The sequence below is a fragment of the bacterium genome (assembly GCA_035528375.1).
In the GTDB taxonomy this organism is placed as follows: domain Bacteria; phylum RBG-13-66-14; class RBG-13-66-14; order RBG-13-66-14; family RBG-13-66-14; genus RBG-13-66-14.
Window position 1 is genome coordinate 1 of the sequence record DATKYS010000033.1, and the last position, 26,918, is coordinate 26,918.

At 66.0% G+C, this 26,918-nt stretch carries 14 protein-coding genes; 4 read left to right on the forward strand and 10 right to left on the reverse strand.

The genetic code is table 11. From position 1 onward, the window contains the following. Positions 1-279: 279 nt before the first annotated feature. From VM054_02310 to VM054_02335, 6 genes are all read right to left on the reverse strand, one after another. Positions 280-2,043, reverse strand: a complete 1,764-nt coding sequence (locus VM054_02310; GenBank protein ID HUT97895.1) for a hypothetical protein — start codon at positions 2,041-2,043, stop codon at positions 280-282. Positions 2,044-2,056: 13 nt separating this feature from the next. Beyond that, the gene (locus VM054_02315; protein HUT97896.1) at positions 2,057-2,287 is read right to left on the reverse strand and encodes a hypothetical protein; all 231 of its coding nucleotides are present in this window, start codon (positions 2,285-2,287) and stop codon (positions 2,057-2,059) included. Between the two features lie 55 nt (positions 2,288-2,342). Then, on the reverse strand, positions 2,343-3,404 hold the full coding sequence (locus VM054_02320) for a peptidoglycan bridge formation glycyltransferase FemA/FemB family protein (GenBank protein HUT97897.1): 1,062 nt from the start codon (positions 3,402-3,404) through the stop codon (positions 2,343-2,345). 9 nt (positions 3,405-3,413) lie between these two features. After that, positions 3,414-4,496 carry an ATP-binding protein gene (locus VM054_02325; GenBank protein ID HUT97898.1) on the reverse strand — a complete coding sequence of 361 codons (1,083 nt, stop codon included), beginning with the start codon at positions 4,494-4,496 and terminating at the stop codon, positions 3,414-3,416. A gap of 2 nt (positions 4,497-4,498) precedes the next feature. Then, the gene (locus VM054_02330; GenBank protein HUT97899.1) at positions 4,499-14,224 is read right to left on the reverse strand and encodes a PAS domain S-box protein; all 9,726 of its coding nucleotides are present in this window, start codon (positions 14,222-14,224) and stop codon (positions 4,499-4,501) included. 392 nt (positions 14,225-14,616) lie between these two features. Further along, a complete protein-coding gene (locus VM054_02335) occupies positions 14,617-20,274 on the reverse strand; it encodes an MG2 domain-containing protein (GenBank protein HUT97900.1) in 5,658 nt (1,885 codons plus the stop codon). A gap of 155 nt (positions 20,275-20,429) precedes the next feature. On the opposite strand from VM054_02335, the gene mnmA reads away from it, so the two are divergent. From mnmA to VM054_02355, 4 genes are all read left to right on the forward strand, one after another. Further along, complete coding sequence (gene mnmA, locus VM054_02340) at positions 20,430-21,518, forward strand: tRNA 2-thiouridine(34) synthase MnmA (GenBank protein HUT97901.1); 1,089 nt, start codon at positions 20,430-20,432, stop codon at positions 21,516-21,518. Between the two features lie 49 nt (positions 21,519-21,567). Then, positions 21,568-22,044 (forward strand): Ig-like domain-containing protein, encoded by a 477-nt coding sequence (locus VM054_02345; protein ID HUT97902.1) that lies wholly within the window; start codon positions 21,568-21,570, stop codon positions 22,042-22,044. An 81-nt stretch (positions 22,045-22,125) separates the two neighbouring features. After that, positions 22,126-22,614 carry a hypothetical protein gene (locus VM054_02350; GenBank protein HUT97903.1) on the forward strand — a complete coding sequence of 163 codons (489 nt, stop codon included), beginning with the start codon at positions 22,126-22,128 and terminating at the stop codon, positions 22,612-22,614. Between the two features lie 48 nt (positions 22,615-22,662). Next, the gene (locus VM054_02355; protein ID HUT97904.1) at positions 22,663-23,160 is read left to right on the forward strand and encodes an Ig-like domain-containing protein; all 498 of its coding nucleotides are present in this window, start codon (positions 22,663-22,665) and stop codon (positions 23,158-23,160) included. Positions 23,161-23,385: 225 nt separating this feature from the next. Here VM054_02355 and VM054_02360 read toward each other — a convergent pair whose 3' ends face one another. From VM054_02360 to lpdA, 4 genes are all read right to left on the reverse strand, one after another. Further along, complete coding sequence (locus tag VM054_02360; GenBank protein ID HUT97905.1) at positions 23,386-23,976, reverse strand: hypothetical protein; 591 nt, start codon at positions 23,974-23,976, stop codon at positions 23,386-23,388. A 31-nt stretch (positions 23,977-24,007) separates the two neighbouring features. Next, positions 24,008-24,565 (reverse strand): hypothetical protein, encoded by a 558-nt coding sequence (locus tag VM054_02365; GenBank protein ID HUT97906.1) that lies wholly within the window; start codon positions 24,563-24,565, stop codon positions 24,008-24,010. 19 nt (positions 24,566-24,584) lie between these two features. After that, positions 24,585-25,145, reverse strand: a complete 561-nt coding sequence (locus VM054_02370) for a hypothetical protein (protein ID HUT97907.1) — start codon at positions 25,143-25,145, stop codon at positions 24,585-24,587. Between the two features lie 186 nt (positions 25,146-25,331). After that, positions 25,332-26,726, reverse strand: a complete 1,395-nt coding sequence (gene lpdA / locus VM054_02375) for a dihydrolipoyl dehydrogenase (GenBank protein HUT97908.1) — start codon at positions 26,724-26,726, stop codon at positions 25,332-25,334. Positions 26,727-26,918: the final 192 nt, after the last annotated feature.

A 26,918-nucleotide genomic window follows, 5' to 3' on the forward strand; every position in this document is an offset into this window, starting at 1 on the left:
GCCGCCCTACATCATCGCAAGCCGGGGTGAGGGCTGCCTTATAATAAATTCCCTACTCCCTTTTAGGGAGCGGCTTGGGGTGAGGGTCGAGGCGTGAAAGCGGCGGGGATTAAAATCCCCGCCCTACATTCAGGCGTATGGCGGTGAATAAAACGGGCGGGTGTAGACACCCGCCCCTACGTCTATGCCCCGCGAATCTCACCGTAGGGGCGACCGGTAGGACGAGTCCTCCACGGTCGCCCGCATCATCGCAACGAGAGGCACGGACTGGACCGTGGCCTACATGGAGTCCTCGAGGTCGGGCACGGACTCCTGGGTCGGCGCGGTCGCCTTTTTCCGCTTCGAGATAATCCGCCGGATGACGATGTACAGCACCACGATGCCGATCGCCACCAGGGCCAGGGTCACGAGGACGCTGACCAGGCGCCCCTCGAAAATCGGCCCCTCGGGCTGCCAGGCCGCGGGGAAGGCCGACGCCCGGAACTTGCCCAGGTAGTGCCTCTCGTCCTCGTCCAGGGACCCGACGACGGCGTTGTAGAGGCCTTCCCGCAGCGGCTCCACGGTGAGGAACCGGTTGCCCCGCGGGGACAAGAGCGGCAGACCGCCGCTCCGCGCCAGCATCTTGCGCGGCATGCCCTCCAGGTCGTAGAGGTACACGGCGGTGTCCGCCTCCTCGGGCGGGACGGTTTCAGGCAAGGCCCCGACGGGCGCGGACTCCTCAGCCCCGGCCGCCTCCTCCACGACCTTCACCGGAACCTCCTCCGCGGTCCCAACCTCCGGCGTGACAGCCTCCTCCGCGGCGGGCTCGGCTTCGACGGGCTCTACCGCGACCGTCTCCACCGTTTCGGGGGCGACCTCCGGCTCCCCGGTCACCTCGACCGCCTCACCGCCGACGGCCTCCGGCGTCGCCCCGGTGACGGCGGTTACATCACCGTCACCTACCGGTGTCGTCTCGTGGGGAACCGCCTCCCCTTCACCGCCGGTGCGCGGCATGAGGACCACCAACCGGCGCCGGTAGGGAACCCAGGCGAAGTCGTATACCCCCTTCGCCACCAGCGTCTGCGCCCCGTCGAGGTCCATGACGTAGAGGGAGCCCTCGCCGTCCACGTAGGCCAGCTCATCGGAACCGGAGCTCCAGGCGAGGGTCTCGGCGGCCGCCGCGTCCCAGGGGTCCTTCACCTCCAGGAGCTTCTCGCCGGAGGCGGAGAAGACGCCGGTGTGCATCCGCCCCTCCTCCTCCTCGACGAGGAGGTACCGGGAGCCGGTCGAGTCCCAGGCCATGCGGTAAAAATCGGTTCCGGTGCGGGTCTGGTCGGCGCCGTCGAAATCCATCAGGTAGGCGTCACGGTCCCGGTCCACGCAGACCAGCCGCGAGCCGCGCACCCGGCCCGAGTAGTCCCGCGCCGCGTAGTAATCGCCCACCTCGTCCACCAGCCGGTAAACGGCGCTGCCGTCCGCCCGGACCGCCGTGAGGGTCCCGGAGTCGGAGATGAAGAGGACCAGGTCGTCGGTCACGAAATCGGGACCCACGGCCACCCCCCCGGCCAGGTAGCGGCTCGTCCCGCCCTCCAGCTCGAAGACCTTGAGGTCGCCCTCCTCCACGTAGGCCAGCATGGTCCCCGATGGGTTCCACTGGGCCGCCCAGACCCACTCGGCGATGAGCTTCTGCTCCCCGCCGGTCTCGTCCAGGAGGATGAGCTGCTGGTCCCGGTCCTTGATGTAGGCCACGGTCCGGCCCACCGCGGAGAAAAGCGGCTCCGTCCGCGTCTTCACCTCCACCCCCGTGTCCACCCCGGTGAAGCACCAGAAGCTGTCGCCGAAGGGCTTGGCGACGCGGTAGGCGATGTGCCGCCCCGAGGGCGACCAGAAGAATTCGTCCACGTCGTCCCGGTGCGCCAGCATCCGGGGCTGGTCGGCGCCGGGCTCCCACAGGTACACCTCGCCCTCGTCCAGGTAGGCCAGCGACGGGTCCTCCTCGCAGCCGGCCGCCAGGGCGGCCAGGGCCGGCAACAGCACGAGGAACCGCTTCGTGAACCAACCCATGTTCATCGCCACCTCAGCTTATCCTTTTGACCAACGCCCAGACGGCGTAGAAGGGGAGGAAGACCAGGAGCAGGGGCCAGGTGAACACCTGCCAGGCCGAGAGGCGGTCCAGTTGTTGCCGGCGGCTGGCGTAGGGCACCTTGTCGCCGAAGCATCCCAGCCAGAGGTAGGCGCGGAAGAGGTAGCGCCCGACCACGAGGTAGAGGAAGAGTCCGGCCAGGACGGCGAGTATGCGCAGGAACATGATCAGACGGCGTCGGTGTAATTAATGCGCCTAATACCCTTTTATCAACTCAAAATCAATCCATCACGTCGGCGGTGCGGCCGCGAATGAAGAGATTACGCGCCCGCCGCGCCAGCGGCAGCCCGACTCTCCAGCCCCAGCCCCCGAAGGCCGAGAGCTTGAGGTCGTGCGCCCCGACGAAGACCGTGTGCGCCCCGCCGAAGCCCTTCTTGAACCTGTACACGCCCCACAGTGGGTGCTTTTCTTTGGGCTCCACCGGCGCCCCCCAGAAGTCGTAGACCAGCGCCCCCCGCGCCCTGGCCCGCTGAATGGCTCTCCACTGGAGGAGCTGGGCCCCCTTGTGCTTGGAATGGCGCTGGGAGCTGGCCCCGTAAACGTAGTACGCGGTGCGCCCGGCATAAATCAGCCACACACCGGCCACATCCTCGCCCTCGAAGCGCGCCAGGAGGAGGTCGCAGGCGTCCGCCTCGGAGAAGGCGTCCCACACCCGGTGGTAGTACGGGGGGTCGTGGGCCAGGAACCGCTGGCGCTCCTCCGTCTCCTCCAACAAATTCACGAAGCGCTCGACGCCCGCGGGGGAGTTGGCCGATTCGATTTCCACCCCGCGCCGCTCGGCCAGGCCGACGTTGTAGCGCGTGTGACTCTCGAGACCGGCTAAAAGCGTGTCCTCGTCCGGGGTCAGGTCCAACAGGAGCGTCCCCCTCGGCTGCACGTCCTGGACGCCGCGGCGGAAGCCCAGGCCGGTTAAAAGACTCAGGGAATCCCCGCCGTCGGGGACGCGCGGCTCGACGGTCAGCACGGCCGCGCGCCGGGCGAAGTCGTGCCCTTTCACCGCGTCGAGCCAGAGTTTAAAAGCGTCGGGACGCGCCGGGTCCCACAGAGGGCCGTAGGGGCAGTAGAGCCAGTTCCGGCCCAGGAACGGAAGCCGACGCACCAGCACCTGCCCCAGGGCGGCCGGCGAGCCGTCGGGACTCCCGACGACGACGCGCAGGACGCGGTAGCCGTAAGCCGCCTTGACCTCGGCCCAGGCGGACGTCTGTGTGGGCGGCGCCCCGTTGAAAGACCCGACCAGGGCGTCCCACCCCGGGGGGTCGAAGAGTGTTTCGCTCGGCGCCAAAGCTCGTCCCTAAGTCGTGCCTTGCAGGTCTTCCTTCTCCCGCTTGGGCAGACGCACGGTGAAGGCGGTCCCCTCACCGGGGCGGCTCTCGAAGGAGATTATCCCCTCGTGGGCGTCCACGATGCTCTTCGAGATGAACAGGCCCAGGCCGGTTCCCTCGGCGGCGCTGGAGCCCCGCTTGTACTTCTCGAAGATGTGCTTCTGCTGCTCGGAGGAGATGCCCGGGCCGTTGTCGGCGACGGAGAAGAATACGTAATTTTCGTCCTGCCCCGTGCCGACGGTAATCTCGCCCCCCCGCTGGATGAACTTCACCGCGTTCGACAACAGGTTGTTTATCACCCGCTCGATCTGAATCGGGTCCAGCATGATGGGGGCCAGCGTCTCGTCCAGGTTCAGGCGCAGGTTGAGCTTTTTCATCTCCAACTGGGCCGCCACGTTCTTCGCCAGGTGCGAGATGAGGCTGTTGAGCTGCAGGCGCTGCATGTCCAGCCGCACGCCCTCCGAGGAGAACTTGTTCATCGCCAGGAAGTCGTTGATGAGGGCCAGCATCCGGTCCGCGTTGGTGGCGATGCTCTGCATGGGCTCGACTATGCGCTCCGAGGGCTCGCCGTACGCCCCCGAAAGCAGTAGCGAGCAGTAGCCCATCACGCTCGTGAGCGGGTTCTTCAGGTCGTGGGTGATCATGGAGATGAAGTCGTCGTTGAGGCGCTGGAGCCGGATTTTGTCCATCGCCTTCTCGACGGCCAGCTTGAGCACGTCGAAATCGAAGGGCTTGACCAGGTAGTTGTAGGCCCCGCGCCGCAGCGCCTCGATGGACGACCGCATGGAGGAGTAGCCCGTGATGACGATGACCAGCGTATGCGGCAGGTTCTCGCCGACGTAGTCGAGCACGGTGAAGCCGTCCACCTTGGGCATCATCAGGTCGGCGATGACCAGGTCGTAGTTCGACTCGCGCAGCATCGAGATGCCCTCGCTCCCGTCGGACGCGGTGTCCACGCGGTAGCCGGTCTGCTCCAACAGGATGCGGATGGAGTCGCACATCCGACGTTCGTCGTCTATGACGAGTATTTTTTCGCGACCGGACTCTGCCACGGCTATCCCTCCCGCGCCGGCAGGCTGATGGTGAACGTGGTCCCCTCGCCGGGGGCGCTTTGCGCCTCCATCATACCATCGAAACTCTGGACGATGCCATAGGAGACGGAGAGACCCAGGCCGGTGCCCTTCTTGCCTTTGGTGGTGAAGAAGGGATCGAAGATGTAGGGCAGGTTCTCCGGGGGGATGCCCAGACCTGAGTCGGAGAAGGAGATGACCACCCGGCGGTCCGAAAGACGGGTGTGGACACGCAGGGTGCCGCCGGAGGGCATGGCGTCCTGGGCGTTGGTCACCAGGTTCAACAGCACCTGGCGCAACTGGTCCGGCGACACTAAAACGCCGGGCAGGTCGTCGGCGAGGTCTTTTTCCACCGCGATGCCCAACTTTTCGAGCTGGATGCCCACCAGCATCAACAGGTCCTCCACGAGCTGGTTGACGTCGGTATGCTCGAGGTAGGCGCTCTCGGGCCGGTAGAAGTCCAAAAGACCGGAGATGATGCGGGCGATGCGCTGAACCTCCTCCTCGATGACGCCGAGGGTCTTGTAGGGTTCGCCGGAGGGATCGAGGTCCCCCCTGGCTATCTGGAGGTAGTTCGTGATTATCCCCAGGGGGTTGTTGACCTCGTGGGCGATGTCGGCGGCGAGCTTGCCGGTGGCGGCCAGCTTCTCCGACCGCGTGAGGGCGAGGCGCAGGTCCTCGAGCTCGCGGATGTCGCGGCTCACGGCCACGCTGCCGGTGAACCGGCCCTTTTCGTCCACCAGCGGGGAAACCGACAGCTCCACCGTGATGGGCGAACCGTCCTTCGTGCGCAGGTCCACCTGGCGAACGGTGGAGGGGCGGCCCTCGTCCAGGCGCCGGGTCATCTCGGCCACCGTGTCCCGGTCGCGGTCGAAGTAGAAGATCCCGATGGGCTTCCCCCGGACCTCGTCCTCGGCGTAGCCCATGGCCAGAGAGGCGGCGCGGTTGAGGATCTCCAGCCGGCCCTCGGCGTCCGCCACGGTCACGAGGTCCGGCGAGGCGTCAATGACCTCGCGCAGATACCGCCGGGCCGCCGACAGCTCCGCCGTCTTGGCGTCCACCTCCCGCTCCAGGTCGGCCGAGTAGTTCGCCAGCGCCTCCTCGGCCTTCTTGCGCTCCGTGATGTCCGTGATGAGCGAAATCATGTACTGGATGGACTTATCGCGGCTGATGAAGTCTATGTTCATCTCAACGGGAATCTGATCCCCGGACATCTTGAACAGGGTCAGCTCGGTGGGCTTTCCCGAGAAGATGGCCAGCTTGTCCTGGTACACCTGCGTGTCGAGCGTCTCCCCCAAAAGCTCGCCCATCTCCCCCGGCTCCTCGGGAACGATGAGGTCGTAGAACCTCTTCCCGACGAGCCCCTCCTCCGCGAAGCCCAGCATCTGCAGGAGAGCCGGATTCGCCATGGTCACCTCGCCCATGCGGTCGGAGAGGCAGATGCCGACGGGGGATTTGCTCCAGATGGAGCGGTAGCGCTCCTCCGACTCGCGCAGCAGCTCCTCGGCCTGCTTGCGCTCCGTGATGTCGCGGACGATGATCAGATCGGCCGGCGCCCCCGAGTACTGGATGAGCCCCACGTTCAGCTCCAGGGGGACGGTGTGCCCGTCGGAGTGTATCCCGGTGACCTCGTAAACGGAGGGCACATCCTCGCCCCGCATGCGCCGTTCGTAGAGGTCGGCGAGCCTGGAACGGTCCGCCGGCACGATGAAGTCGGAGAAGTCCTTCCCCAGCATCTCCCCGGAATCGTACCCGGACATGGCCAGCATGGCCGTGTTCACGAAGACGAACCGGAAATCCTGGACGATGACGACCCCGTCGGTGGCCTGCTCCACCAGGCTGCGGTACTTCTCCTCGGACTCCTCCAGGGCCTCCAGATACTGGGAGCGTTTGAGCGCCACCGAGGTCAGTCGGGCGAAGACCCGCACCTTGGCCAGATCGTCGTCGGTGAAGACCCGGTCCAGGGCGTGGATGAGGAACACTCCCAAAAGGGTATCGCCGTCCATTATGGGCTCGCCCATGACCGATTCGCGGTGCTCCTCCGAGTCGTCGGTCCCCTCGATGTGTACCACGGGGCGGTCGGGGTCGCAGAAGTTGGAGTAGGCGCCGCGCCGGAGCTGGGCCACCTTCCCGCCCAGCCCCACCCCCAGGGGGACCCGGAACGCCATCAACTCGTCCCGCGAGGTGGGGGCGTTCGTATAGATGGGCGCGAGCACGCCCTCCTCGGGATCGAACAGCAGGATGTTGCAGAAGTGGGCGTTCATCAACAGCCGGGCGTTGTCGGCGATCTTGGCCAGCACCTTCTCCAGGTCGGTCTCGTCGGCCAGGGTCATCGTGGTCTCGTAGAGCGTGCGGTACGTGTCCTCCGAGCGCTCGAGCGCCTGATGGTTCTCCGCCCGCTTGATGGCGATGGAGGCCAGACGGGCGAAGATGGAGAGCTTGCCCAGGTCGCCCTCGTCGTAGAGCTTGCCCTCGGCGCCGATGGTGATGACGCCCAGAAGGGTGTCGGAGTCCATCACCGGCTCGGAGATGACCGACTCGATCGAGTCCACCTCCCCGTCGGTGCCCTCGACGTGCACCACGGGGCGGTCGGTGTCGGTGTAGTTGGAGTAATTGCCGGCGCGCTCGAGGGCCACCTTGCCGGAAAGGCCGACCCCCATGGAGACCGTGAAGCCCAGGATGGCCTCCCGCTCCCGGGGCGCGTTGGAGTAGAAGGGCACGAGCACCCCTTCGGACGCGTCGAAGGTGAAGTATGTGCAGTAGATGGAGTCCAGGAGCCGGGTGGCCTGGTCGCAGATCCGGGAGATGATTTTGAAAAGGTCGGTCTCGTCGGCCAGGGTGAGTGTGGTGTCGTAGAGCCGGTGGTAGGTATCCTCGGACTCGGCCAGGGCCTCCAGGTTCTCGGCGCGCAGGACGGCTATCTCGGCCTGCCGGGCGAAGATGGAGAGCTTCTCGACGTCCTCCTCGGTGAAGACGTCGTCCTCCTTGTTGATGCTGATGACGCCGATGACCCGCCCGGAGTCGAACATGGGCACCGCGAGCACCGATTCACGCAGGTCAACCTCATCGCTGGTGCCGGGCACGTGGACGGAGAAGTCGTCGGAATCCCCCAGGTTGAGGCAGAGTCTCTCCCCGGTCTGGGCCACCCGACCGGAGACGCCCTCCCCCAGGGGGATATCGAAGTCCATTATCTCCTCCGTCGCCGTGGGGTCGTTGCAGTAGATGGGCAGGAGGACACCGCGCTGGTCATCGAGGCGGTACACGGTGCAGTCGGACGCCCTGGCCAGCGCCGACGCCTGGTCGGCGATGACCTTGATCACCTTCAGGGGATCGGTCTTGTCGGCCAGGGCCAGGGTGGTCTCGTACAGACTGCGGTACGTCTCCTCGGAGCGGACCAGGTCCTCGGATTTCCGGGTCCTCTTCACCGCGATCTCCGCCTGGCGGGCGAAGACGGTCAGCTTCGTCAGGTCGTCCTCGGTGAATACGGCGTCGAACTTGCCGATGGTGATGACGCCCAGCACGCGCTCGTCGTCGAACATGGGCACGGAGATGAGCGACTCCCGCTCGTCAACCGTCGCGTCGGTGCCCGGGATGTGGACCGAGATGGCCTTCTCCGGGTCGCCGGGGTTGGCGAACATGCCCACGCCGGAGAGGGCCACGTGTCCCGAGAGCCCCTCGCCGAGGGGTATCGTGAAGTCCCTGAATATCTCCTGGTAATCCTGGCGGGTGGAGTAGATGGGCCTGAGCACCGACCGGCCTGAGTCCACCAGGAAGAAAATGCACTTGCGGCTCCCGAGCATGATCGAGGCCTTGTTCGCGATGACCTCGATCACGTGGAGGAGCTCGGTGGAGTCGGCCAGGGCCAGGGTGGTTTCGTAGAGGCTGTGGTACGTGCGCTCACTGGCGGCCAGCTCCTCGATGTTCTTGGTGCGCTTGACGGCTATCTCCGCCTGACGGGCAAAAACGAATAACTTCGCAAGGTCTTCGTCCGTGAAGGAGCCGGTGAACTTGCCCAGGGTTATCACGCCCAGGACCTTCCCGACGTCGAACATGGGCACCGAGATCAACGATTCGCTCGAATCCTCCCCCTCGTCGGTGCCCTCGACGTGGACCGAGACGTCGTCCACCTCACCGGCGTTCAGGTACCGGCCGACGCCCGACTCGGCCACCTTGCCCGAGAGCCCCACGCCCAGGGGCACCTCGAAGCCCATGATGATGTCGCGGTAGTCGGGCCGCGTCGAGTAGATGGGGGTGAGCACATGCCGGTCGGCATCCAGGAGCAGGAAGATGCACTGCTGGGCGCCGAGAAGACCGGTGGCCTGGAGGGCGATGACGCCGATGACGTCGGTGAGCTCGGTGGAGTAGGCCAGGGCCAGCGTGGTCTCGTAGAAGCTCTTGTAGGTCTCCTCGGAGCGGGCCAGCGCCATCTCCGTCTTCTTGCGGTCGGTGACGTCCTCGGTGATGATGACCACCCGGCTCACCGCGTCCCCCTCGTCCCGGAGGGGGTAGAAGTGCTGGGAAACCCACCGGGCACCGCCGGACCGCGAAGGGACTATCTCGACCTCGGGGATGTGGAGGTAGTCGCTACCCTCGTAAACGCGACGGACCTCGGGGAGCCACTCGCCCAGGTACTCATCCTCCTCGTCGAACTTGAGCTCCGTCCGCTCCCTTTTAAAATCGCGGCCGATCTCTTCCTCCGTGACGGCCCAGATGCGCCTCCACGCCTCGTTACAGGAGAGCAGCCGGCCGAAACGGTTCCGCACCGACACGCCCAGGGGCGAGCGCTCGATGAGCGCCCGGCTGAACTCCTCCGACTCGCGCAGCGCCTCCTGGGCCAGGACGCGCTCGGTCACGTTCTCCAGGATGCCGTCTATGTGCCGATCCTTCCCCCGCTCGTCCCGGACCAGGGTGGCGTTGAGCGAGGCCCAGAAGGTGGAGTCGTCCTTTTTCCGCTGCTGGACGCAGAAATCGGTCACGAAGCCCTTCGTCGTCAGCGACTCCACGAACTCTCGGCGCTGCCGGGGGTCGGTGTAGAAGTCGCCCACGTTGACCGACAGCATCTCATCCTCGGAGGCGTAGCCGAACATGGCGTAGAGGGCCGGGTTGGCCGACAGCACCTCCCCCTCGGGGCTGGTGCGGAAGACGCCCACGGGGATGTTCTCCTGGAGGGAGCGGTAGCGCTCCTCGGAGTCGCGCAGGGCCACCTCGGTCAGTTCCTCCTGGGTGATGTCCCGGATGACGGTCACCACCCGGTCCACTCGGTCACCCTTGAAAATCGGTATCTTGCGGGTCTCGGTGATGATCTCCCGCCCGCCGACGACGTTCTTCTCCTCGGTCAGGAGCGTTCGGCCGCTGGAGAAGACCTCCTTGTACTCGGCCCTGACGCTCTTCGGGAGGAACCCGAAGGCCCCGAAGAAGCTCTTCCCCGTCACCACCGGGTCCAGGCCCAGCTCCTCCACCCAGCGCGTGAGTTTCGTGTTGACCAGAGTGATGCGAAGCTTGGAGTCCACGACGTGGATGGCGTCCCCCATGGAGTCCAGGGTCGTGCGGTACTGTTCCTCGGATTCCCGCAGGTGTTCGTGGATAGCCTTGCGCTCGCTCTGGTCCACCAGGATGCCGTCGTGGAAGACTATCTCCCCGTCGGCGTCCCGCACCGCCCGCACGTTGATCTGCACCCAGAAGGTGGAGCCGTCCCGGCGGAGCATCTCCGCCTCGAAATCGGCCACCACATCCTTTTCGGTCAGAGCGTCGAGGAGCTCGAGCCGCCGCTCCGGCGAGGCGTAGAGGTCTACCACCCCCACGTCGAACATCTCGTCGGGGGAGGAGTAGCCGAACATCCTCACGAAGGCGGGGTTGACGGAGATGACCCGGCCGTCGTGCGTCACCCGGAACACCCCCACCGGGATGTTGTCCTGGAGGGAGCGGTAGCGCTCCTCGGACTCACGGAGCGCCTCCGACGCCCGGACGCTCTCCGTGATGTCGAAGCAGTTCCCCAGGTAGGCGGCTCGGCCCCCGTAGGGGATCGGCCGGGCACCGACCAGGAGGACCACCGTTTCGCCGTCCTTCCTCTTGATCCGCATCGTGTACCGGCTGGGGACTTGGGAGCCCGATTTGCGGGCCGCGTCCCGTCGGGCGAGGAGATCCCGGTCCTCCTCGTGGACCAGCTCGCCGGTGTCCAGGGTCAGCAGTTCCTTTTTGGTGTAGCCGGTGATTTCGGCCATCTCGTTGTTGACGTAGAGGAAGTTGGCGTCCCGGTAGATGTAAACCCCGACGATGGCCTCCTCGGAGAGAACGCGGTAGCGTTCCTCGGACTCGCGGAGCGCCTCCTCGGCCAGCTTGCGGTCGGTGATGTCGCGGGACACGCCGACGATGGCGGTGGCCTTCTTCCCCGACTCGTCGTACACCACGGTGCGGGCGTCGGACAGCCAGCGATACTCGCCGTCCGCGTGGCGCAGGCGGTACTCGATGACCGGATTCTCCACCGCCCCGCGGGCGTTGTCCCGCAGCGCCTCCGCGTCCGCCACCACCACGGCCGTGTCGTCGGGGTGGATCCGCTTCGCCAGCTCGCCCGACTTCGCCATCTCGACGAACTGCTCGACCCCGTAGCCGAGGATTTTCACCAGCGCCGGGGAGAGGTACGCGTAGCTCTCATCCTCCAGGTTCACCCGGTAGAAGAGGTCGTTGGTGTTTTCCACCAGGAAGCGGTATCTCTTCTCGGATTCGCGGAGCGCCTCCTCGGCCCGCACGCTCTCGGTTATGTCCATGCAGTTGCCCAGGGTGGTCGCGCCGCCGCCCCCCCCGAAGCTCGGAAGATGCCGCACCCGGAGCTCGACCACGCGGGTCTCGCCGTCTTTGCGCAGGATGTGCATCTGATAGCTGGATGGCACCCCCTCGCCTTTGGCCCGCACCTCGTTGAGCCGGCGGATGAACTCCTGGTCCTCCTCGGGGACGACGTCCCAGGGATTCATCTTCAGGAGCTCTTCCCGGCTGTAGCCGGTTATCTCCGCTAACTTGGGATTCACGAAGACGAAACGGTCGTCCTTGAATATATAGACGCCGACGAGCGCTTCCTCGGTGTAGGTGCGGTAGAGCTCCTCGGAAGCCGCGAGGGCCTCCTCGGCCCGCTTGCGCTCGGTGATGTCGTTGCCCGCTCCGATGAAACGCCGAATCCAGCCGTCCGGGTCCACCAGGGGGATGAGGCGGATTTCGAAGGATTTTCTGCCGGCCCCCTCGCCGAAGCTGGCCTCGTTGGTGTGCACCTTTCCCAGCTTGGCCCACTCGAAGGAATTCCTGATTCTCGCGCATTCATCCGGCGGATGCAGGGCGGATACGGGCCTCCCGTTGTAGTACTCGGTGGTGTGCCCCTCCACCGCGGCGAAGGCGTCGTTGACCTGCTCGTAGTAGAGCTCCCCGTCCTCCCCCTCCACGACCGACCACAACAGGACGTCCACCCCCTCGAAGAGCGCCCGGAGCTCACGCAGGTGCTTGTCCCGATCCTCCTCGGCCCGCACATGTTCGGTGATGTCCACGCAGTTGCCCAGGCTGGCGACGCCCGAGTCGTCGAACCGGAGCGAAGCGGAGGAATGCGAAGCAAAACCCGGGAGCCGCTGCGCCCGGAGCTCGAGCACCCGCACCTCGCCGTCGGAGCGCCGGATGTGCATCCGGTATGTGTTGGGCACCTCCTCGCCCCGGGCCCGGGCCTTCTCCCGCTCCCGCAGGTGACCGTCGCGGTCCTCCTCCAGCACGATGCTCATGGGATCCATAGCCAGGAGCTCTTCCCGCGGGTAGCCGGTTATCTCCTCCATCCGGTGGTTGGCGAAGACGAAACGGCCCTTCTCGAAGATGTAAACACCGACGAGCGCCTCCTCGGTGAAGGTGCGGTAGAGCTCCTCGGACTCCCTCAGGCGCTCCTCGGCCAACTTGCGCTCGGTGATGTCGCGGGTCACCCCGACGATGGCGGTGGCCTTCCCCGCCTCGTCGAGGACGACCGTCCGCGAATCCGACAGCCAGCGGTACTCGCCGTCCGCGTGGCGCAGGCGGTATTCGATGGCGGGTTTTTCCCGCGCACCCCGCGCGTTGTCCCGCAGCGCCGCCGCATCCTCCAACAGCCATCCGAGGTCGTCGGGGTGGATCCGCTTCGCCACCTCGCCGGTCTTCGCCATCTCGATGAATTCCTCGGCCGTGAAGCCGAGGATGCTTTTCATCGCCGGGGAGAGGTACGCGTAGCTCTCGTCCTCCAGGTTCACCCGGTAGAAGACGTCGTAGGTGTTCTCCACCAGGAAGCGGTATCTCTGCTCCGATTCCCTCAGGCGCTCCTCGACCTCGACCCGCTCGGTGACGTCCTCGACGGTGCCCTCGTAGTAGAGCGTCTTCCCCTTCTCGTCGCGCACGGCCCTGGCGTTCTCGCGCACGTGGAGGTTCGCGCCGTCGAGCCGCTTCCAGACCGATTCCAGGCCGCGAATCTCCCCGCCCTTCTCCACCACCCGCTTGAAATCCGCCCGGGAGTGGCCCGACTGGTACCCCTGCTCCAGGTCCCGCCGGGACAGCTCCTCGAAGGAATCGTAGCCCAGCATCCGCACCAGGGCCGGGTTGGCCATGAGCACCCGCCCGTCGGGGGTGGTGCGGTAGATGCCGATGACGTTGTTTTCGAACACGCCCCGGAAGCGCTCCTCGGACACCCGGAGCTCGGCGGCGAGGAGCTGCTGTTCGACGGCCTTCCCGACGATGTCGGAGCAGGCCTTGATCAGGTTAAAGTCGTCCCGGCTGAAATCGAAGGGGGCCATGACGGTGATCGAGCCGGTGATCCGCCCCGCCGAATCGGTGAAGGGGATGCCCAGGAAGGACGTGTTGCCGAACTTCTCCGCTATCGGGGCTGCGAAGGGCCGCAGGGGGCTTTTTTTCTCGACCAGCGCCTCGACCAGGGTACGGATGTCCGTCTGGTTGACTGGCGAGTCGGGCTCGAAGCCCAGGCCGTGGACCGTGGGGTGGCCGGTGCGGATGGTCCGGGCGATGACGCTTTCGCAGTCGAGGGGGATTTTCCAGTTGCTGAAACGCCGGCCGGCCAACTTTTCACCGAAGCGCAGGATGGCCGACGCCACCCGGTGCGCCCGGACGACGAGGCATCGCCCCTCGTCCTCGACGAGGTTCACGCTCGAGTAGGTGGGGAATATCTCCGCGAGCCGCTCAACGGCGGCGTCCAGGACCTCCTGCACCGACCCCATGGTGAAGAGCTCCCGGGAGAGGGCGGCCAGGACGGCGCTCTGCCTTACCCGGCGCTCCAGGGCCTCGGCGCCCGAAATGTCCTCCACCAACCCGTCGAAAACCGTTCGATCCCCGGCGGCCGACAGGGGCTCGAGGGTGAGGGACGCCCGAAGGGTCCCGCCGTCGGTCCTCTTCAGCTCGGTCCCGTACCCCCCGACCCCCTCGCCGGACCCGAGCCGCTCGAAGAGGTCCTTCGCGCGCCGGGGATGGGCCAAGAGGCTCCGCAGCTTGACCCCGACGAGGTCGCCGGGGTCCGTGCGGCCGAGCATCCGGGCCAGGGACCGGTTGGCCCACGAAATCCCCCCGTCCGCGTCGCAGCGGAAGACGCCCTGCGGGATGACGTCGCAGAGGGATTCGAGGCCCGAGTCCGCCCCCCGGTCACCGAGCCCGGACCGGAGATCTCCCAGCTCGGCGATGAGTTGGGCCTTGGTCTTCTTCTCGTCTAGCATCGTTTCACCTTGGATCCCGAGCGGGTGGGCTCACCGGCGAAAAGGCCGGTCGGTTCTGCACATACAAACTGGATTTTACCAGTTTACGGCGGGGGGGACAAGGCGCGGGGAGAGTCGCGAAAAACGGCGCGGGGCGGAGGTGCAGCGGTCCCTTCTCCCTTCCAGGGAGAGGCTCGCCTACTGGCTAGGGTGAGGATCGAGGCCGGGAACGTAGAAAACGCGGCGGCCCGCGGAGGGGCCGCCCTACATCATCGCAATTTGCACGACACGAGCCCGGGAGGGGGTACAGTGACCCCCCTCTCCCTCCGGGAGAGGGGATGGGGGTGAGGGCCACCATATAAAAAAAGGCGGGGCAACGAAGCCCCGCCCTACGGATATTCTTGGGAACGGCTCTACTGGGACGTGATGGTTATCACCCGCTCGGCGGAGTTGGCGCGGATGTCGGTGGCGTACATGCCGTAGAGCTGGGTGGGCATCACGTGATAGACGCCGGGCCGCTCGGCGCGCACGCGGTAGCGAATCTCGCGCTCGCCCAGGGGCAGTTGGCCGTAGAAGAAGGCGGTGAGCTGCTCCTTGAGCTCGCGGTAGGTCCCCGTCTGCCAATCCCATCCCGAACGGTCCTTGGGCAAAAACTCGCAGCCGGCGACCCGCGGGTCCTCGACCGCCACGTAATCGAAGTCGTTGGGGCTCTCGATGGTGAGCACCACCTCGATGTAATCGCCCACCTTCACCGTCCAGTCGCTGTCCACCAGGGAGGTCAGGGTCGTCCCGTCGGAGCCGACGAGGTAGAAGTCGCGCTCGCAGCGGACGGTGTCCCAGCGGGCCGGAATCATCTCCTCCTTGGAGTAGAACTCCAGGGCGGCGGTGAAGTAGAGCCGGCCCGGACCGTCGCTCTTTTCGATGGTGAAGGGCAGGGTGCCCGGCTGGACCTCCTCCCCGGCGCGCTCGGTGGATACCCCGTCGCCCCAGACGTCGGGGGGCGTGAAGGGGGTCTGGATCAGCACCTCGTCCCCCAGCATCGCCGAGGCCAGGTAGTCGGTCGAAAGCTCGCCGGTGTAGGTCATGTAGTCAATCAGAGCCCAAACGGACAGCGCCGTGTCTATGGTGGACTTCCAGCGGTTGGAGCGGCGGTTGACCAGAAGCCAGTGGGCCGCCTTCTCCATCAGCGCGTTGTCCGGCTCGATTTCCAGCATGGCCTTCAGTGATAGCGCCGTGGTCTCCACGTGGTCCTGCCACCAGTACCAGCACCACTCGTATTCGTGGCCCCAGTAGGCGTCTTCGCGGGTCACGTCGGCGTAGCCCCCCATGTTCTCGATCACCAGGCGGGCCTCCCGGTCGTCGCCGTTCTCGTGGAGGAAGAGGGCCAACAGCGCCCGCGAGTAAGAGTCGAGCGTCTCCCGGCGGTCGTAGACGAGCCGCCACTGCTTCTCCGGCACCCCGGCATCCCACAGCGCCAGGGCGTAGAGGGTGTAGATGTTGAGGGTCGAATCTGCGGGCAGGTCTCCGTAGAGGCTCTCCAGGTAGCGGACGCCGGACTCGCCCATCTCCTGACGCTTGCTTTCCAGGTCGGGGTCCACCCAGCTCACGTCGCCCACCTCGGCCAGGGCCACCATGACGTAGCTGGTGATGTGCTCGCTGGAGTACCCGCCGGCCCACCAGGGCCAGCCGCCGTCGGCGTTCTGCTGGCCGTAGAGGCGGGTGATGCCGCGGTTGACGGAATCGGACGCCGAGCCCTCCACCGCTCCGGGCGGCACCCCGAGCTCGTGCATGGCCTTGGCGAAGATGGCCGCGGGCCAGAAACGCGACGCCGTCTGCTCGACGCAGTTGTAGGGGTAGTACTGCAGGAAACTGATGGCGTCCTTGAGGCTTCCGGCCAGGCTCGGGTGGAGCCAGACGCGCAGGTGGGTCTGGGCCGGGTCTATCTCCTCGGGCAGCCGGAAGGTGAAGCGGTAGGGGTCGTCCTCGGCGCGGCCGGACTCGAAGAGGTACGCGGGCGCCCCGTGGGGGACGACCTCCAGGCGGCGGATGAGCGCGTCCGAGCCCCGGTCGGTCTTGGCCGCCCCGGTGAGGGTGACCAGCCCGGCCTCTTTAGCCGCCAGGCGGAAATTGAAGACCTGCTCGCCGCCCGCGGGGATGGAAAGGTCGTAGAGGTCCGGGGTGAGCAGCTCGACGGCGCCCTCGGCCTCGGCCACCAGCCCGGCCTGGCCCTTGGCCGCCTTGGCGGTGTAGTTGCCCACGTTCAGGGTGAGGGTGGTCTCGTCGCGCTCGGTGAGGTAACGCGGGTACTGGAGCCGCGCGACGACGGGCAGGACGGTGCGGAAGACCGTCTCGTCCTGGCCCACCCGGTCCTTCTCGAAGGCCCAGACCACCACCTGCCAGCCGGTGAGGTCGTCGGGGAGGTCGAAGCTGACGGAGGCGCGGCCCCGGGAGTCGGTCTTTATCTGGGTCTGCCAGTAGGCGGTGTCCTTGAACTCCTCGCGGATGACGCCGGACAGCTCCTCGATGAGCCCTGCGGCTCCGCGGCCGCTCACCTCGCCGGACTTGGGGGCGGCCTCCTCGAGGGTCCGGGCCGACATGGGCATGGCGGTAGCCTCGGCCTCCGCCGCATCCGTGGCGTAGCCGGCCCCGCCCATGCCGCCGCCGTCCATCATCATGTCGTAACTGGCGGTCGTGATGTCGGAGAGCCTGTCCAACTCCGTGGAGGCGAGCCCGAGCTGGGAGATCATCCAGCCGTGCGGCAGCGCGCCCGCCGGGCTGCCCCAGTAGTCGTAGAAGTCGTAGTACGTCCAGTAGTCCGCGGAGCTGGCCTGGTAGAGGTAGCCGTAGTTGAAGTTCTTGAAGAAGAAGTTGCGGACGTCGGTGTGCCGGGGAGCGCCCAGGACGAAGAGGGCCGTGTCGAAGACGGTCACGGTGAGCCGGGCGTCGGACACCGCCCGCCCGTCGGCGTCGGTGACGGTGAGGTTCAGCGTGGCCTTCTCGCCCGGCGCGTAGCTCGCACGGGAGGGCTCCACCCCTACGGCGAGCACCTTCTCCTCGGGCACCACGGGCACCGCGATGCTGGCGGTGTACTGGTCGCGCTCGAAGAAGGACAGAAGCCTGAGGGTGGTCAGGGGCGCGTTGGCGCCCTCGAGTTTGATCACCTGCGAGGTCTCCCCCTCGCGGATGGTGACCGGAATCGTCTCGCGGACCAGTCCGCCGCTCTCGACCAAAAGGATGCCGCGCACGGTGGACTTGTTCCAGGATATGGTCGCCCGGGCGGTGTCGCCCACGGCGTAGAAGTCCTTCTCCACGGTGAGGGTCAGGCTGGGCAGTATCTCCTCCGGCTCCACCGGCTCCTCGGAGACGTAGGCCCAGGAGAAGTGCTGGCGCCGGCCGCTCCACGGGTCCTCGAAGTCGGCCACCAGGATGTAGGAGCCTATCTCGAGCCCCGCGGTGCCCAGGGCGAAATCGAAGGCGCCCTCGTCGCCGGTCACGCCGGTGTATATCTTCAGATAGCCCTGTAGGTCCTGAGTGTCCCAGTTGTAGTAATTGGTGGGGACGTAGTTGAGGGTGATGGTCACCGGAACCCCGGCCGCGGGCTCCTGGAAGAGGTCTATGAGGCTGAAGGTGCCGGTGAGGTCGTCGCCGGATTCCACCGTGTCGGCGTCCAGGGTCAGGGTGGGCATGTAGAGGTGGCGCGCCGCGTTTGTCCCCGCGGAGCCGTCAACCGCCCGGCCCGAGGAGTCCGACACCGTCAGCGACAGATCGAAGTCGTAGAAGTAGGTGTACCAGCCGTAATCCCAGAACTGCTGGTTCTCGTCGCCCTCGGGCCCGACCAGCATCACCGGGAAGCTGGCCGTGCCGTCGGCGCCGAGATCCACCCGCCCCGAGTAGACCTGGGTCGGCGAGTACCACCACCACCAGGAGTAGTAGTCGTCGTAGCCGGCTTCCTCGAACCAGGACGGTATCGTCTCTTTGTCCTCGCCGGGAATCTCCGGCATCCACCAGCGCGGGGTGCGGGTGACGGTGTAGCGGACCTCGCCCGCGGCCACCGGCTCGCCGTAGAGGTACTTCGCGGCCACCGAGGCCTGCGCCTCGCCGCCCAGGCGCAGGGGACCCTGCTCCAGGCTGACGGCCACGTCGAACTCCGGCTTCTTGTACTCCTCCAGACGGATGTAGGAGTAGATGACGGAGTACTGGTAATCGTCGGCGTCGGTGTAGTAGGCGTAGAAGTAGATGTAGCCGAGCTGGGCGTCCTCGGGGATGTCGAAGGAGCCGCCGGCCCGACCCCGGGAGTCGGTGACGACCTCGCCCTCGTAGATGGTGTCGCCCGCCGTGACCTGGATTTCGAGCTTGAAGTTCTTCACCTGCTCGTAGCCGTAGATTCTGCCCGAGGGCTCTATCTCACGGCGCAGCATGAGCTCCCAGTTGAGCGTGTCGCCGGGCTTGTAGAGGGTGCGGTCGGTGCACAGATACCCCACCGGCTGCTGGCCGGAGAGGGCGTTGAACTCGTAGATGTCGGCGACGGCGTAGTGCCCGTCCTTCTCCGTCACGGCGATCGGGTACTCCAGGTACTCCTCCGGGGTGGAGAACTCGATCCAGCCGTCGGAGTCGGTCGTCCCCTCGCGGGCGAGCTCCTGGTACCAGGGGGAGGCGTTCTCCTCGGCCCAGAGCTCGACCTTGGCGTTGGCGGCCGGCGTGCCGTCGTCCAGCCAGGCGCTCCAGACGTACCCCGCCCCTTCGCCGCCCAGGATGACGCACCCCAGGTCGGTGACGTTGAAGGTGGCGGCCGAGGAGATTTTATCGTCCACGAAGGCGGCCAACAGGTACAGCCCCGGCCCCGGGTTCGGCAGGGTTATCTCCCTGTAGAAGGGGTTGTAGTCGTCGAGGCCCGGGAGCTGCTGGGGGTACACCGCCGCCGGCTCCCAACCGGTGAGGTCGGGCCGGGAGTCCTCGTCGGGATCCACCTCGGCGTAGTACCCGTCGTAGAAGGCCATGAGCTCTTCGGAGGAGACGGGGTAGAGGCGCAGCTCGGCCGAGTCGGCCAGCCGGCTGGTGTACGACAGGGCGATGACCTCGCCGGTGGGCTGCACGCCGTCCACCTGGGGGAGCTGGAGGTGCGGGGTGGTGAGTCGTGTGGCGTTATCGCGCGCCGAGCCGTAGGAGTCCCAGGTGTCGGCGAAGCGGGCCGCCGCGTCGCGGTAGATCTCCAGCGCCTCGAGGGCTGAGTCCATGAAGACCTCGAAGTAGCCGGCCCGGGCGATGGCGACGTTGTAGGCGGACTGGCAGTCGGGCCAGCGCTCGAGCATCCGCGCCCACCGCCGGTCGGCCTTCGCCAGAATCGCGGCGTTCTCGGCGTGCCGCTCGGACATCAGCTCGCGCCACTCCGGCAGCTTCGGCGGGGTCTCCGGGTACTCCAGGATGTAAACCGCCCCCAGCTCCCGGTTGCCCATGGCGAAGTACGCCTCCTGGGCGATTTCCGGCGAGCAGTCCAGGTCCACGACCCGCTCGTACTTCTCCCACCACCAGGCCTCGGGGTCGAAGTCCTCCACGTAGGAGCCGTCCTCATTCATGAGGTACATGGTGGCTATTTCCATGTAGAGCCGCGCCAGGCGGTCCACGCACTCCTGGTCGTAGGGCTCGTCTAGCTTACCCTTGACCTTTTCCATGACCGCCGCCGCGTCCAGCTTGAGCTTCTGGATCATGTAGGCGGACTGGTAGTAGGCCAGCTCGGTGTTGCCCCACCAGTAGAGGTTCTCGGAGATTTTGAGCATGCCCAGGGCGCCCCAGTACGTGTCGGGGAAGTCCTTGGTCAGGCGCAGGAAGTACTCCGAGGTGTGCTCGTAGTCGTAGAGGTACTCCGCCGACAGCGCCGCCTTGTAGAGCGCCAGCGGCAGGTACTCACTCCCCGGGTACTCGGAGATGAGCTTCTCGTAGGATTCCAGGGCCAGGTGGTAGCTCTTGTCCTCAAAGTGCTGCTCGGCCTCCTCGAAGATGGAGCGTTCACCGGCCCAGGCGCCGCCCGCAAAAAGCAGGATGAATAGCGCCACCAGGAAAAACCGTCGTCCCATCGGTCCTCCTCGCAAGGGGAATTATATTAATACGTTTCGCATGAGCGTAGGGTTGCAAGACGCGGGACCCGGTCCGGGGTGGCCGGAGGGGGGGCCGCGTGGTAAGCTAGGGGTCGGAAACAGATTTTAAAGTATAGCACAAGCGGGATACCGGGATGCTTTTACGGGGGAAAGGCGTGGTGGTGGGGCTTTCCGGCGGGGTGGACTCCGCGGTGGCGGCGGCGCGCCTGGTGGAGGCCGGCGCCCGCGTGGCCGCCGTGACCCTCCTGACCGCAGACGAATCCGATTGCGTGGACGGGGGCCAGACCGGCTGCTGCACACGGGCCGAGGCCGACGCCGCCCTCGCCGTCGCGGAGCGCCTGGGCATCCGCCACTACCGCTACGACGAGCGGGACCGCTTCCGGGAGGAAATTTTCGCCGAGTCGGTGCGGGTGGCCTCCCGGGGCGGCACACCCAGCGTCTGCCCGCTGTGCAACGCCCGCCACAAGCTGCGGGTCCTGGCCGAGAAGGCGCTCATCCTGGGCTTCGAGCACGTCGCCACCGGCCACTACGCCCGCCTGGAGCCCAGGCTCGGGCGGACGAGGTTGCTGCGCGGCGCGGTCCGCGAGCAGGACCAGAGCTATTTCCTCCATGCCGTCCCCCTCGAGCTGCGCGATATTCTCATCCTGCCCCTGGGGGAGGAGGACAAGACTACGGTGCGCGCCGAGGCGCTCCGCCGGGGCCTGGACGTCCACGACAAACCGGCCAGCCAGGACCTGTGCCCGGCGCTGGCGCGGGGGCTGGAATCGGCGCTGAGCAGGACCGCCCCGGAGATGACCCGGCCCGGCCCCATCCTGGACCATCACGGCCGCGAGCGCGGGACGCACGACGGCCTCTTCCGCTACACCATCGGACAACGGCACGGGCTCGGCCTGGGCGGGGGGACCGGCGAACCGCTGTACGTGATCGGAAAAGATTTCGCGAACCGGGCGCTCCTCGTCGGCCCCGAAGATAAGCTCTGGAGCCGGGAGATGACGGTGGAGCTCGAGGGCCCCGTCGCCGACCCGCTCCCCACGGGGCTCGATTGCCAGCCGCGGCGCAACCATCCCGGCGCGCCGGTGGAGGTCACGTGGCGCGAGGGGGACACGCTGGGGGTCCGCTTCCTCGCGCCGCAAAGGGCGCTCACGCCGGGGCAGGCGGCGGTTTTTTACCTGGGGGAGGAGGTGGTGGCCGGCGGCGTCATCTGGCCTTGCCTGAGGGCCTGACTTGCGCTATTATTATGTAGAGGTAAAAGGCCTTCAGGAGGTGGGGGGAATGAAAGCGGTTTGGCTGTCGGTTTTAGTCCTGTGCGCGGCGGCAATGGCCCAGGACACCGACCCGCCCTACGTGGACCAGGTGTACCCGTGGGACGGCGAATACGATAGTTACGACGATATCGTATTCCACTGCATTGACGAGCAAAGCGCCATCGAAAGCGATACCATCGTCTTCACCCTGGAAGACGACACGCTGGGCGGGGGACGAACCGTCAGGAAAGCCGCCGGTGTACCGATTTCACCGACCGTTCTCCTCCCCGGCGACCTTTATATAGACGACACCGACCCCTTAGACGTCATCTGCACCTTTGACCCCAAATATCCGTTGGCCTTTGACAGAACTTACACCGCCACCGTGGATGGCTGCCTGGCCGATATCTGGGGCAATGAGATGGGAGAGGACTTCGTGTGGAGGTTTGGTGGCATGAGCGTGGAGGAAACGAGCTGGGGGGAGGTCAAGGCACGGGAGTGGTAGGCGGTCGAGCGTGGAGGACTCGTCCTCCCGGTCATCCTTATTTTGTGCCAAGAGATAAAAGGTATTCAGGAGGTGGGGGGAATGAAAGCGGTTTGGCTGTCGGTTTTAGTCCTATGCGCGGTCGCATCCGCCCAGGACACCGACCCGCCCTACGTGGACGAGATTTACCCCGAGGACGGCGATCCGGCACCGGATGAAAGGATTATCATCTTCCACTGCAAGGACACTGAAAGCCCTGTGGACCTCGACACCATAGATTTTACAGTCTGGGAAGACTGGCCCTGGTTGGACAGGTCGATAACCGTGGATGCCGTGGAGGTTTTGGAGCGTACACCGAAAGTCATCAGCACCGTCCCCGGGGACCTGGACATAGACGACACAGACCCACAGGACGTCGTCTGCACCTTCGTACCGGAAGGAGATTTACCTGAATTCGATCACATCACCTGCACCGTGGCCGGGGGCCTGGCCGATATATACGGGAACGAGATGGTAGATGATTTCGTGTGGGAGTTTTGGGTAGATGTCAAAGAGGCGAGCTGGGGGGAGGTCAAGGCGCGGGAGTGGTAGACCCCCGTTATTCAGGCAAAGGTGGAAATACGTGAGGAGGTGGGGGGAATGAAAGCGGTTTGGTTGTCGGTTTTAATCCTCTGCGCGGTCGCGTCCGCCCAGGACACCGACCCGCCCTACGTGGACGGGATGGACCCCGGCGATGGTGAGAACCCGGTTCCCATCGACACCGACATCATCTTCCACTGCAAGGACGACCTCTCGCCGGTGGACACCGACACTATCGACTTCGCCGCCAGGGATACGACCCTGGATAAGGCGATTACCGAATGTACCGGGGCGGTTGAGGGCGTTTCGCCAGAACCTACCCGCACCATCGCCGGGGACCTGAACCTCGACGACTCCGACCCGCAGGACGTCGTCTGCACCTTCTACCCGGACGACCCGCTAAGTGACGGCGATGACATCACCTGCACCGTGGACCGCATGTTGGCCGACCGCCAGGGCAACGAGATGGGAGAGGACTTCGTGTGGGTTTTCTATACGTATATTCCCGATGGGGTGGAAGAGGCGACCTGGGGGGAGGTCAAGGCGCGGGAGTGGTAGGCGGGCGAGTTACGTAGGGCGGGGATTCCCATCCCCGCCGCGTTTTCTGTATTCCCAACCCTGACCCTCACCCTAGACCGAGCCACGCTTGTTACGATGACGTAGGGGCGGGTGTCCACACCCGCCCGTTTATTTCTAAGGCAGCCCTCACCCCTAACCCCGTCGGCGCGCCGCCCCCACGGCGAGAGGGGGCCGCCTTCAGCGGGGGAGGTCTCGATCAGGGCACTACCACAGGGCCTTCAGACCGCCCCATGTGACCTCCCGGACGCCGAGCTCGGTCTCTATGGTCACGCCGATGAAGAAGTTGCCGAAGTCGCTCGTGGATTCCCAGCTCCCGTCCCTGCAGAACAGGTTGTGGAATCCGTACAGGCCGTCCACGACGATGTAGGCGTTGTCCTGAGGCCCGTTTTGCTCCACGGCCACCAGGAGCCAGTCCCCGTCCACGATGACGTCCAGGTCCACGCTGTACTCGCAATCGAAGTCCACCATCCACCGGCCCAGGTCCTCGCCGGGCAGGTCGCCCCCGGACCCGGAGAAGAGGTGGATATAGGAGCAATCGTAGCTGTAGCTCACCGGCTCGCAGCAGGCGTACATGCCCACCACGCGCACCGGCGGCCCCCCCATCATGTCGGTGGGGAAGCCGCAGGCGAAGTATTCCACCTGCCGGTAGAAGCCCACCATGCCCACGGCGATGTCGTCGTGCCAGCAGTAGGTCTGTTCCTCGGGCGGCACGGGCTCGATCCGGATGCCCTCGAAGGCCGCCGCAGCGGTGCAGGCGACAAGCGCCCCGAGGACGGCTGCAATGAAAGTACGCATCACGTCTTCCTCTCCTTAAGGGTGACCGGGATCACCACAAGGTTTTGATCAGCCCCCAGGTGCTCTCCACGACCTGGGGCGGCTCGCCCTCCCAGTAGCAGCGCAGCATGGCGTCGCACCAATCCACCCAGCCATATACGAAATGGTAAGTGTGGCCGGTGCCGTTTCCATCGAGACCCAGCGCGTCGCACAGGGGGTAGTGTCCGATATACTCCAGGGCGACCCAGAAGACGCCGTCGGTCAGCTCGACGTTTACGTCGGCCCACTGCCAGCCCGGGCCGCTGACGCAGGTCTCTTCCAAACTCATGCCGGGCCGGCCGTCCGAGTCGCTCATGACGTAGAGGTAGACCCCCTGGTAGGTTGAGTCGGGCCAGTTGGGCAAGATGTACGCCCCCACGCTCAGCACGGTGCCGACCGCGCCACCGGTCTTCTCCTCGTCGAACTGAACGTGCCAGAACGGCGCTTCAATATCTTCATCCCAGGGAATTTGGGACGAAATGCACGTGCCGTCGTCCCAGTAGAACTCGTACACATCGGCGCCCGCACCGATGGCAAGCAGGGTCAGAACCAATATAACTTCGGTTCTCATCTCGACATTTCCCCTTCTTTTACCACAGGTTTTTAATCCGACCCCAGGTGCTCTCTCGTATGGTCACCTCGCCGTCTTCCCAGTAGCAGCGGAGCATCAAGTCGTACGGCAGCCAACCGTCCGGCCCGGGGTGCCAACTGTGACCGGTGCCGCCGTTGGAGTCGTAGCTGATGGCGTCGCAGGCGGGGTACAAACCTATCTGCTTCCAGCCCACCCAGAAGGTGCTGTCGGAGAGCTGGACGTTCACGTCCACCCATGAGTACTGGCCCGGAATGCCGGGGGCGTAAACCTCGACGAGCTCATCGCCGGGGTAGCCGTCAGGGGTGTTGTTGATAACGAAGAGGTAGCAACCCTGATAGGTGGAATCGGGCCAATTGGGGCGGGTGTACACTCCGAGACGGGTCACGACGCCGTCGGTCCGACCGCCGGTCAGTTCCTCGTCGAAGACGACGTAGTACCGCGCGGCGAAGTTGAAGGCGTAGGAGCCGCCGGGGACGCCGTTGTCCCAGTAAAACTCGTGTTCCACGGCCCACGCGCCCAGAGCCGTGACCAGCAAGAGGATTGCGCTGACGGTTCTCATCTCGTTCCCTTTCCAGATTCGGTTCCGGGGCCGAGGGCCGTCCCGGTTTTTCCTGTGAAAAAAAGTGAACGGGCAAAGTATTCCCTCACCTAATAGAATATATCCTTCGGAGTCAAATTTCCAATCCGCCGGTAAAAAAAAGAAGACGGCCCGACGGGGCCGCCTTCCGGGGAGCTTTGAACGAACCTATCTCTCCTTCGGGATGTGCAGGGGGCGGCCCAGGGCGTCCAGGCAGGCCTCGCGAACCATCTCCGGCAGCGTGGGGTGCGCGTGGATGGTGCCCGCAACGTCGGAAAGGGACAGGCCGTTGTGCACCGCCAGGCAGAGCTCGCCGATCAAATCGCTGGCGTGGGGCCCGATTATCCCGCCGCCGATGATCTTGCCCCGCTCGTCGGCGATGACCTTGACGAAGCCCTCGGAGTGCATGGAGGCCAGCGCCTTGCCCGAAGCGCGGTAGGGGAAACGGCCCACGGTGACATTCTGGCCCGTCTCGTGGGCGTCGTCCTCGGTGGCGCCCACGGCGGCGACCTCGGGGATGGTGAAGACGCAGCGCGGCACGGCGGCGTACTCCACCTCGCCCCGCTCGGTGACCATGTGCTCCACCGCCGTCTCGGCCTCGTAGCTCGCCACGTGGGCCAGCATGTGCCCGCCGATGCAGTCCCCGGCGGCGTAGGTCCGGGGGAGGGTGGTGCGCAGGCGGCTGTCCACCACGACGGCCCCCTGCCGCACGCTCAAGCCGAGCCCCTCGACGTCCACGCCGGGGAAAATGGGCCGGCGGCCCGTGGCCACCAGCACCCGGTCGCACGCCAGGTGGAGGTCCTTGCCGTTCCCCTCTTTGTGGAAGACGGCCTCGAAACCACCGTCGCACTCGTCGAGGCCCAGGACGCGGGTGCCCGTGTGGACGGTGATGCCGGCGCGCTTGAGCTGGCGTTCGAGCTCGGCGCCCAGCTCCGCGTCCTCCATGGGCAGAGCCCGCTCCAGCATCTCCACCACCGTCACCCGGCTGCCGAAAGCGGCGTAGATGGAGGCAAACTCGAGGCCGACGACCCCGGCCCCGATGACCAGGAGTCTGGCGGGTATCTCCTCGAAGCGCAGGGCGTCCTCGGAGGTCCAGGCCAGCTCGACGCCCGGGACCGGCGGCAGGGCGGGCTCGGAGCCGGTGGCGATGAGGGTGTAATCGCTTTTGACGACGACCTCACCGTCGGGACCCTGGTAGGACATCACGCCGGGCGCCTCCAGGCGTCCCTCGGCCTCCACCAGCTCCACCCCCGCTTCCTTCAACAGGCCGCGGACGCCGGTCACCAGCCGGTGGACCGTGTCGTCCTTCCGCTTGCGCAGCGCGTCGAGGTCGTAGCGGAGGTTGTCCAGCAAAAGGCCCGAGCGCCGGAAGCCCTTGCCGGAGAGCTCGGCGTACAGCCCGGCGGCGTGGACCAGGGTTTTCGTCGGGATGCAGCCGACGTTGAGGCAGGTGCCGCCGAGCCAGCGCCGCTCGAGGAGGGTCACGCTCGCGCCGAGCTGGGCGGCGCGCAGGGCGCCCACGTATCCGGCGGGACCTCCGCCGAGGATGCCGATCCGAATCAAGGCTGAAACCTTTCGTGAACGGGTAACGGACCCGGTAAATTAGCACATAAGGCCGCGGCTGTCAACGCGGGAACCGCCGGTCGCGCCCCGCCGTTTCTTTATGAAAGGGCGGATACGGCACCTGCCGCTCCCCCTTTCGCCCCCGCCCGCGGGGTGGTACGATTACCCAATCCGTTCCCCAGGGAGGAAACG

Coding starts and splice junctions, on each gene's coding strand:
- VM054_02310 (HUT97895.1), bottom strand. CDS start 2,043: ATGGGTTGGTTCACGAAGCGGTTCCTCGTGCTGTTGCCGGCCCTGGCC.
- VM054_02315 (HUT97896.1), bottom strand. CDS start 2,287: ATGTTCCTGCGCATACTCGCCGTCCTGGCCGGACTCTTCCTCTACCTC.
- VM054_02330 (HUT97899.1), bottom strand. CDS start 14,224: ATGCTAGACGAGAAGAAGACCAAGGCCCAACTCATCGCCGAGCTGGGA.
- VM054_02335 (HUT97900.1), bottom strand. CDS start 20,274: ATGGGACGACGGTTTTTCCTGGTGGCGCTATTCATCCTGCTTTTTGCG.
- mnmA (HUT97901.1), top strand. CDS start 20,430: ATGCTTTTACGGGGGAAAGGCGTGGTGGTGGGGCTTTCCGGCGGGGTG.
- VM054_02345 (HUT97902.1), top strand. CDS start 21,568: ATGAAAGCGGTTTGGCTGTCGGTTTTAGTCCTGTGCGCGGCGGCAATG.
- VM054_02350 (HUT97903.1), top strand. CDS start 22,126: ATGAAAGCGGTTTGGCTGTCGGTTTTAGTCCTATGCGCGGTCGCATCC.
- VM054_02355 (HUT97904.1), top strand. CDS start 22,663: ATGAAAGCGGTTTGGTTGTCGGTTTTAATCCTCTGCGCGGTCGCGTCC.
- VM054_02360 (HUT97905.1), bottom strand. CDS start 23,976: ATGCGTACTTTCATTGCAGCCGTCCTCGGGGCGCTTGTCGCCTGCACC.
- VM054_02365 (HUT97906.1), bottom strand. CDS start 24,565: ATGAGAACCGAAGTTATATTGGTTCTGACCCTGCTTGCCATCGGTGCG.
- VM054_02370 (HUT97907.1), bottom strand. CDS start 25,145: ATGAGAACCGTCAGCGCAATCCTCTTGCTGGTCACGGCTCTGGGCGCG.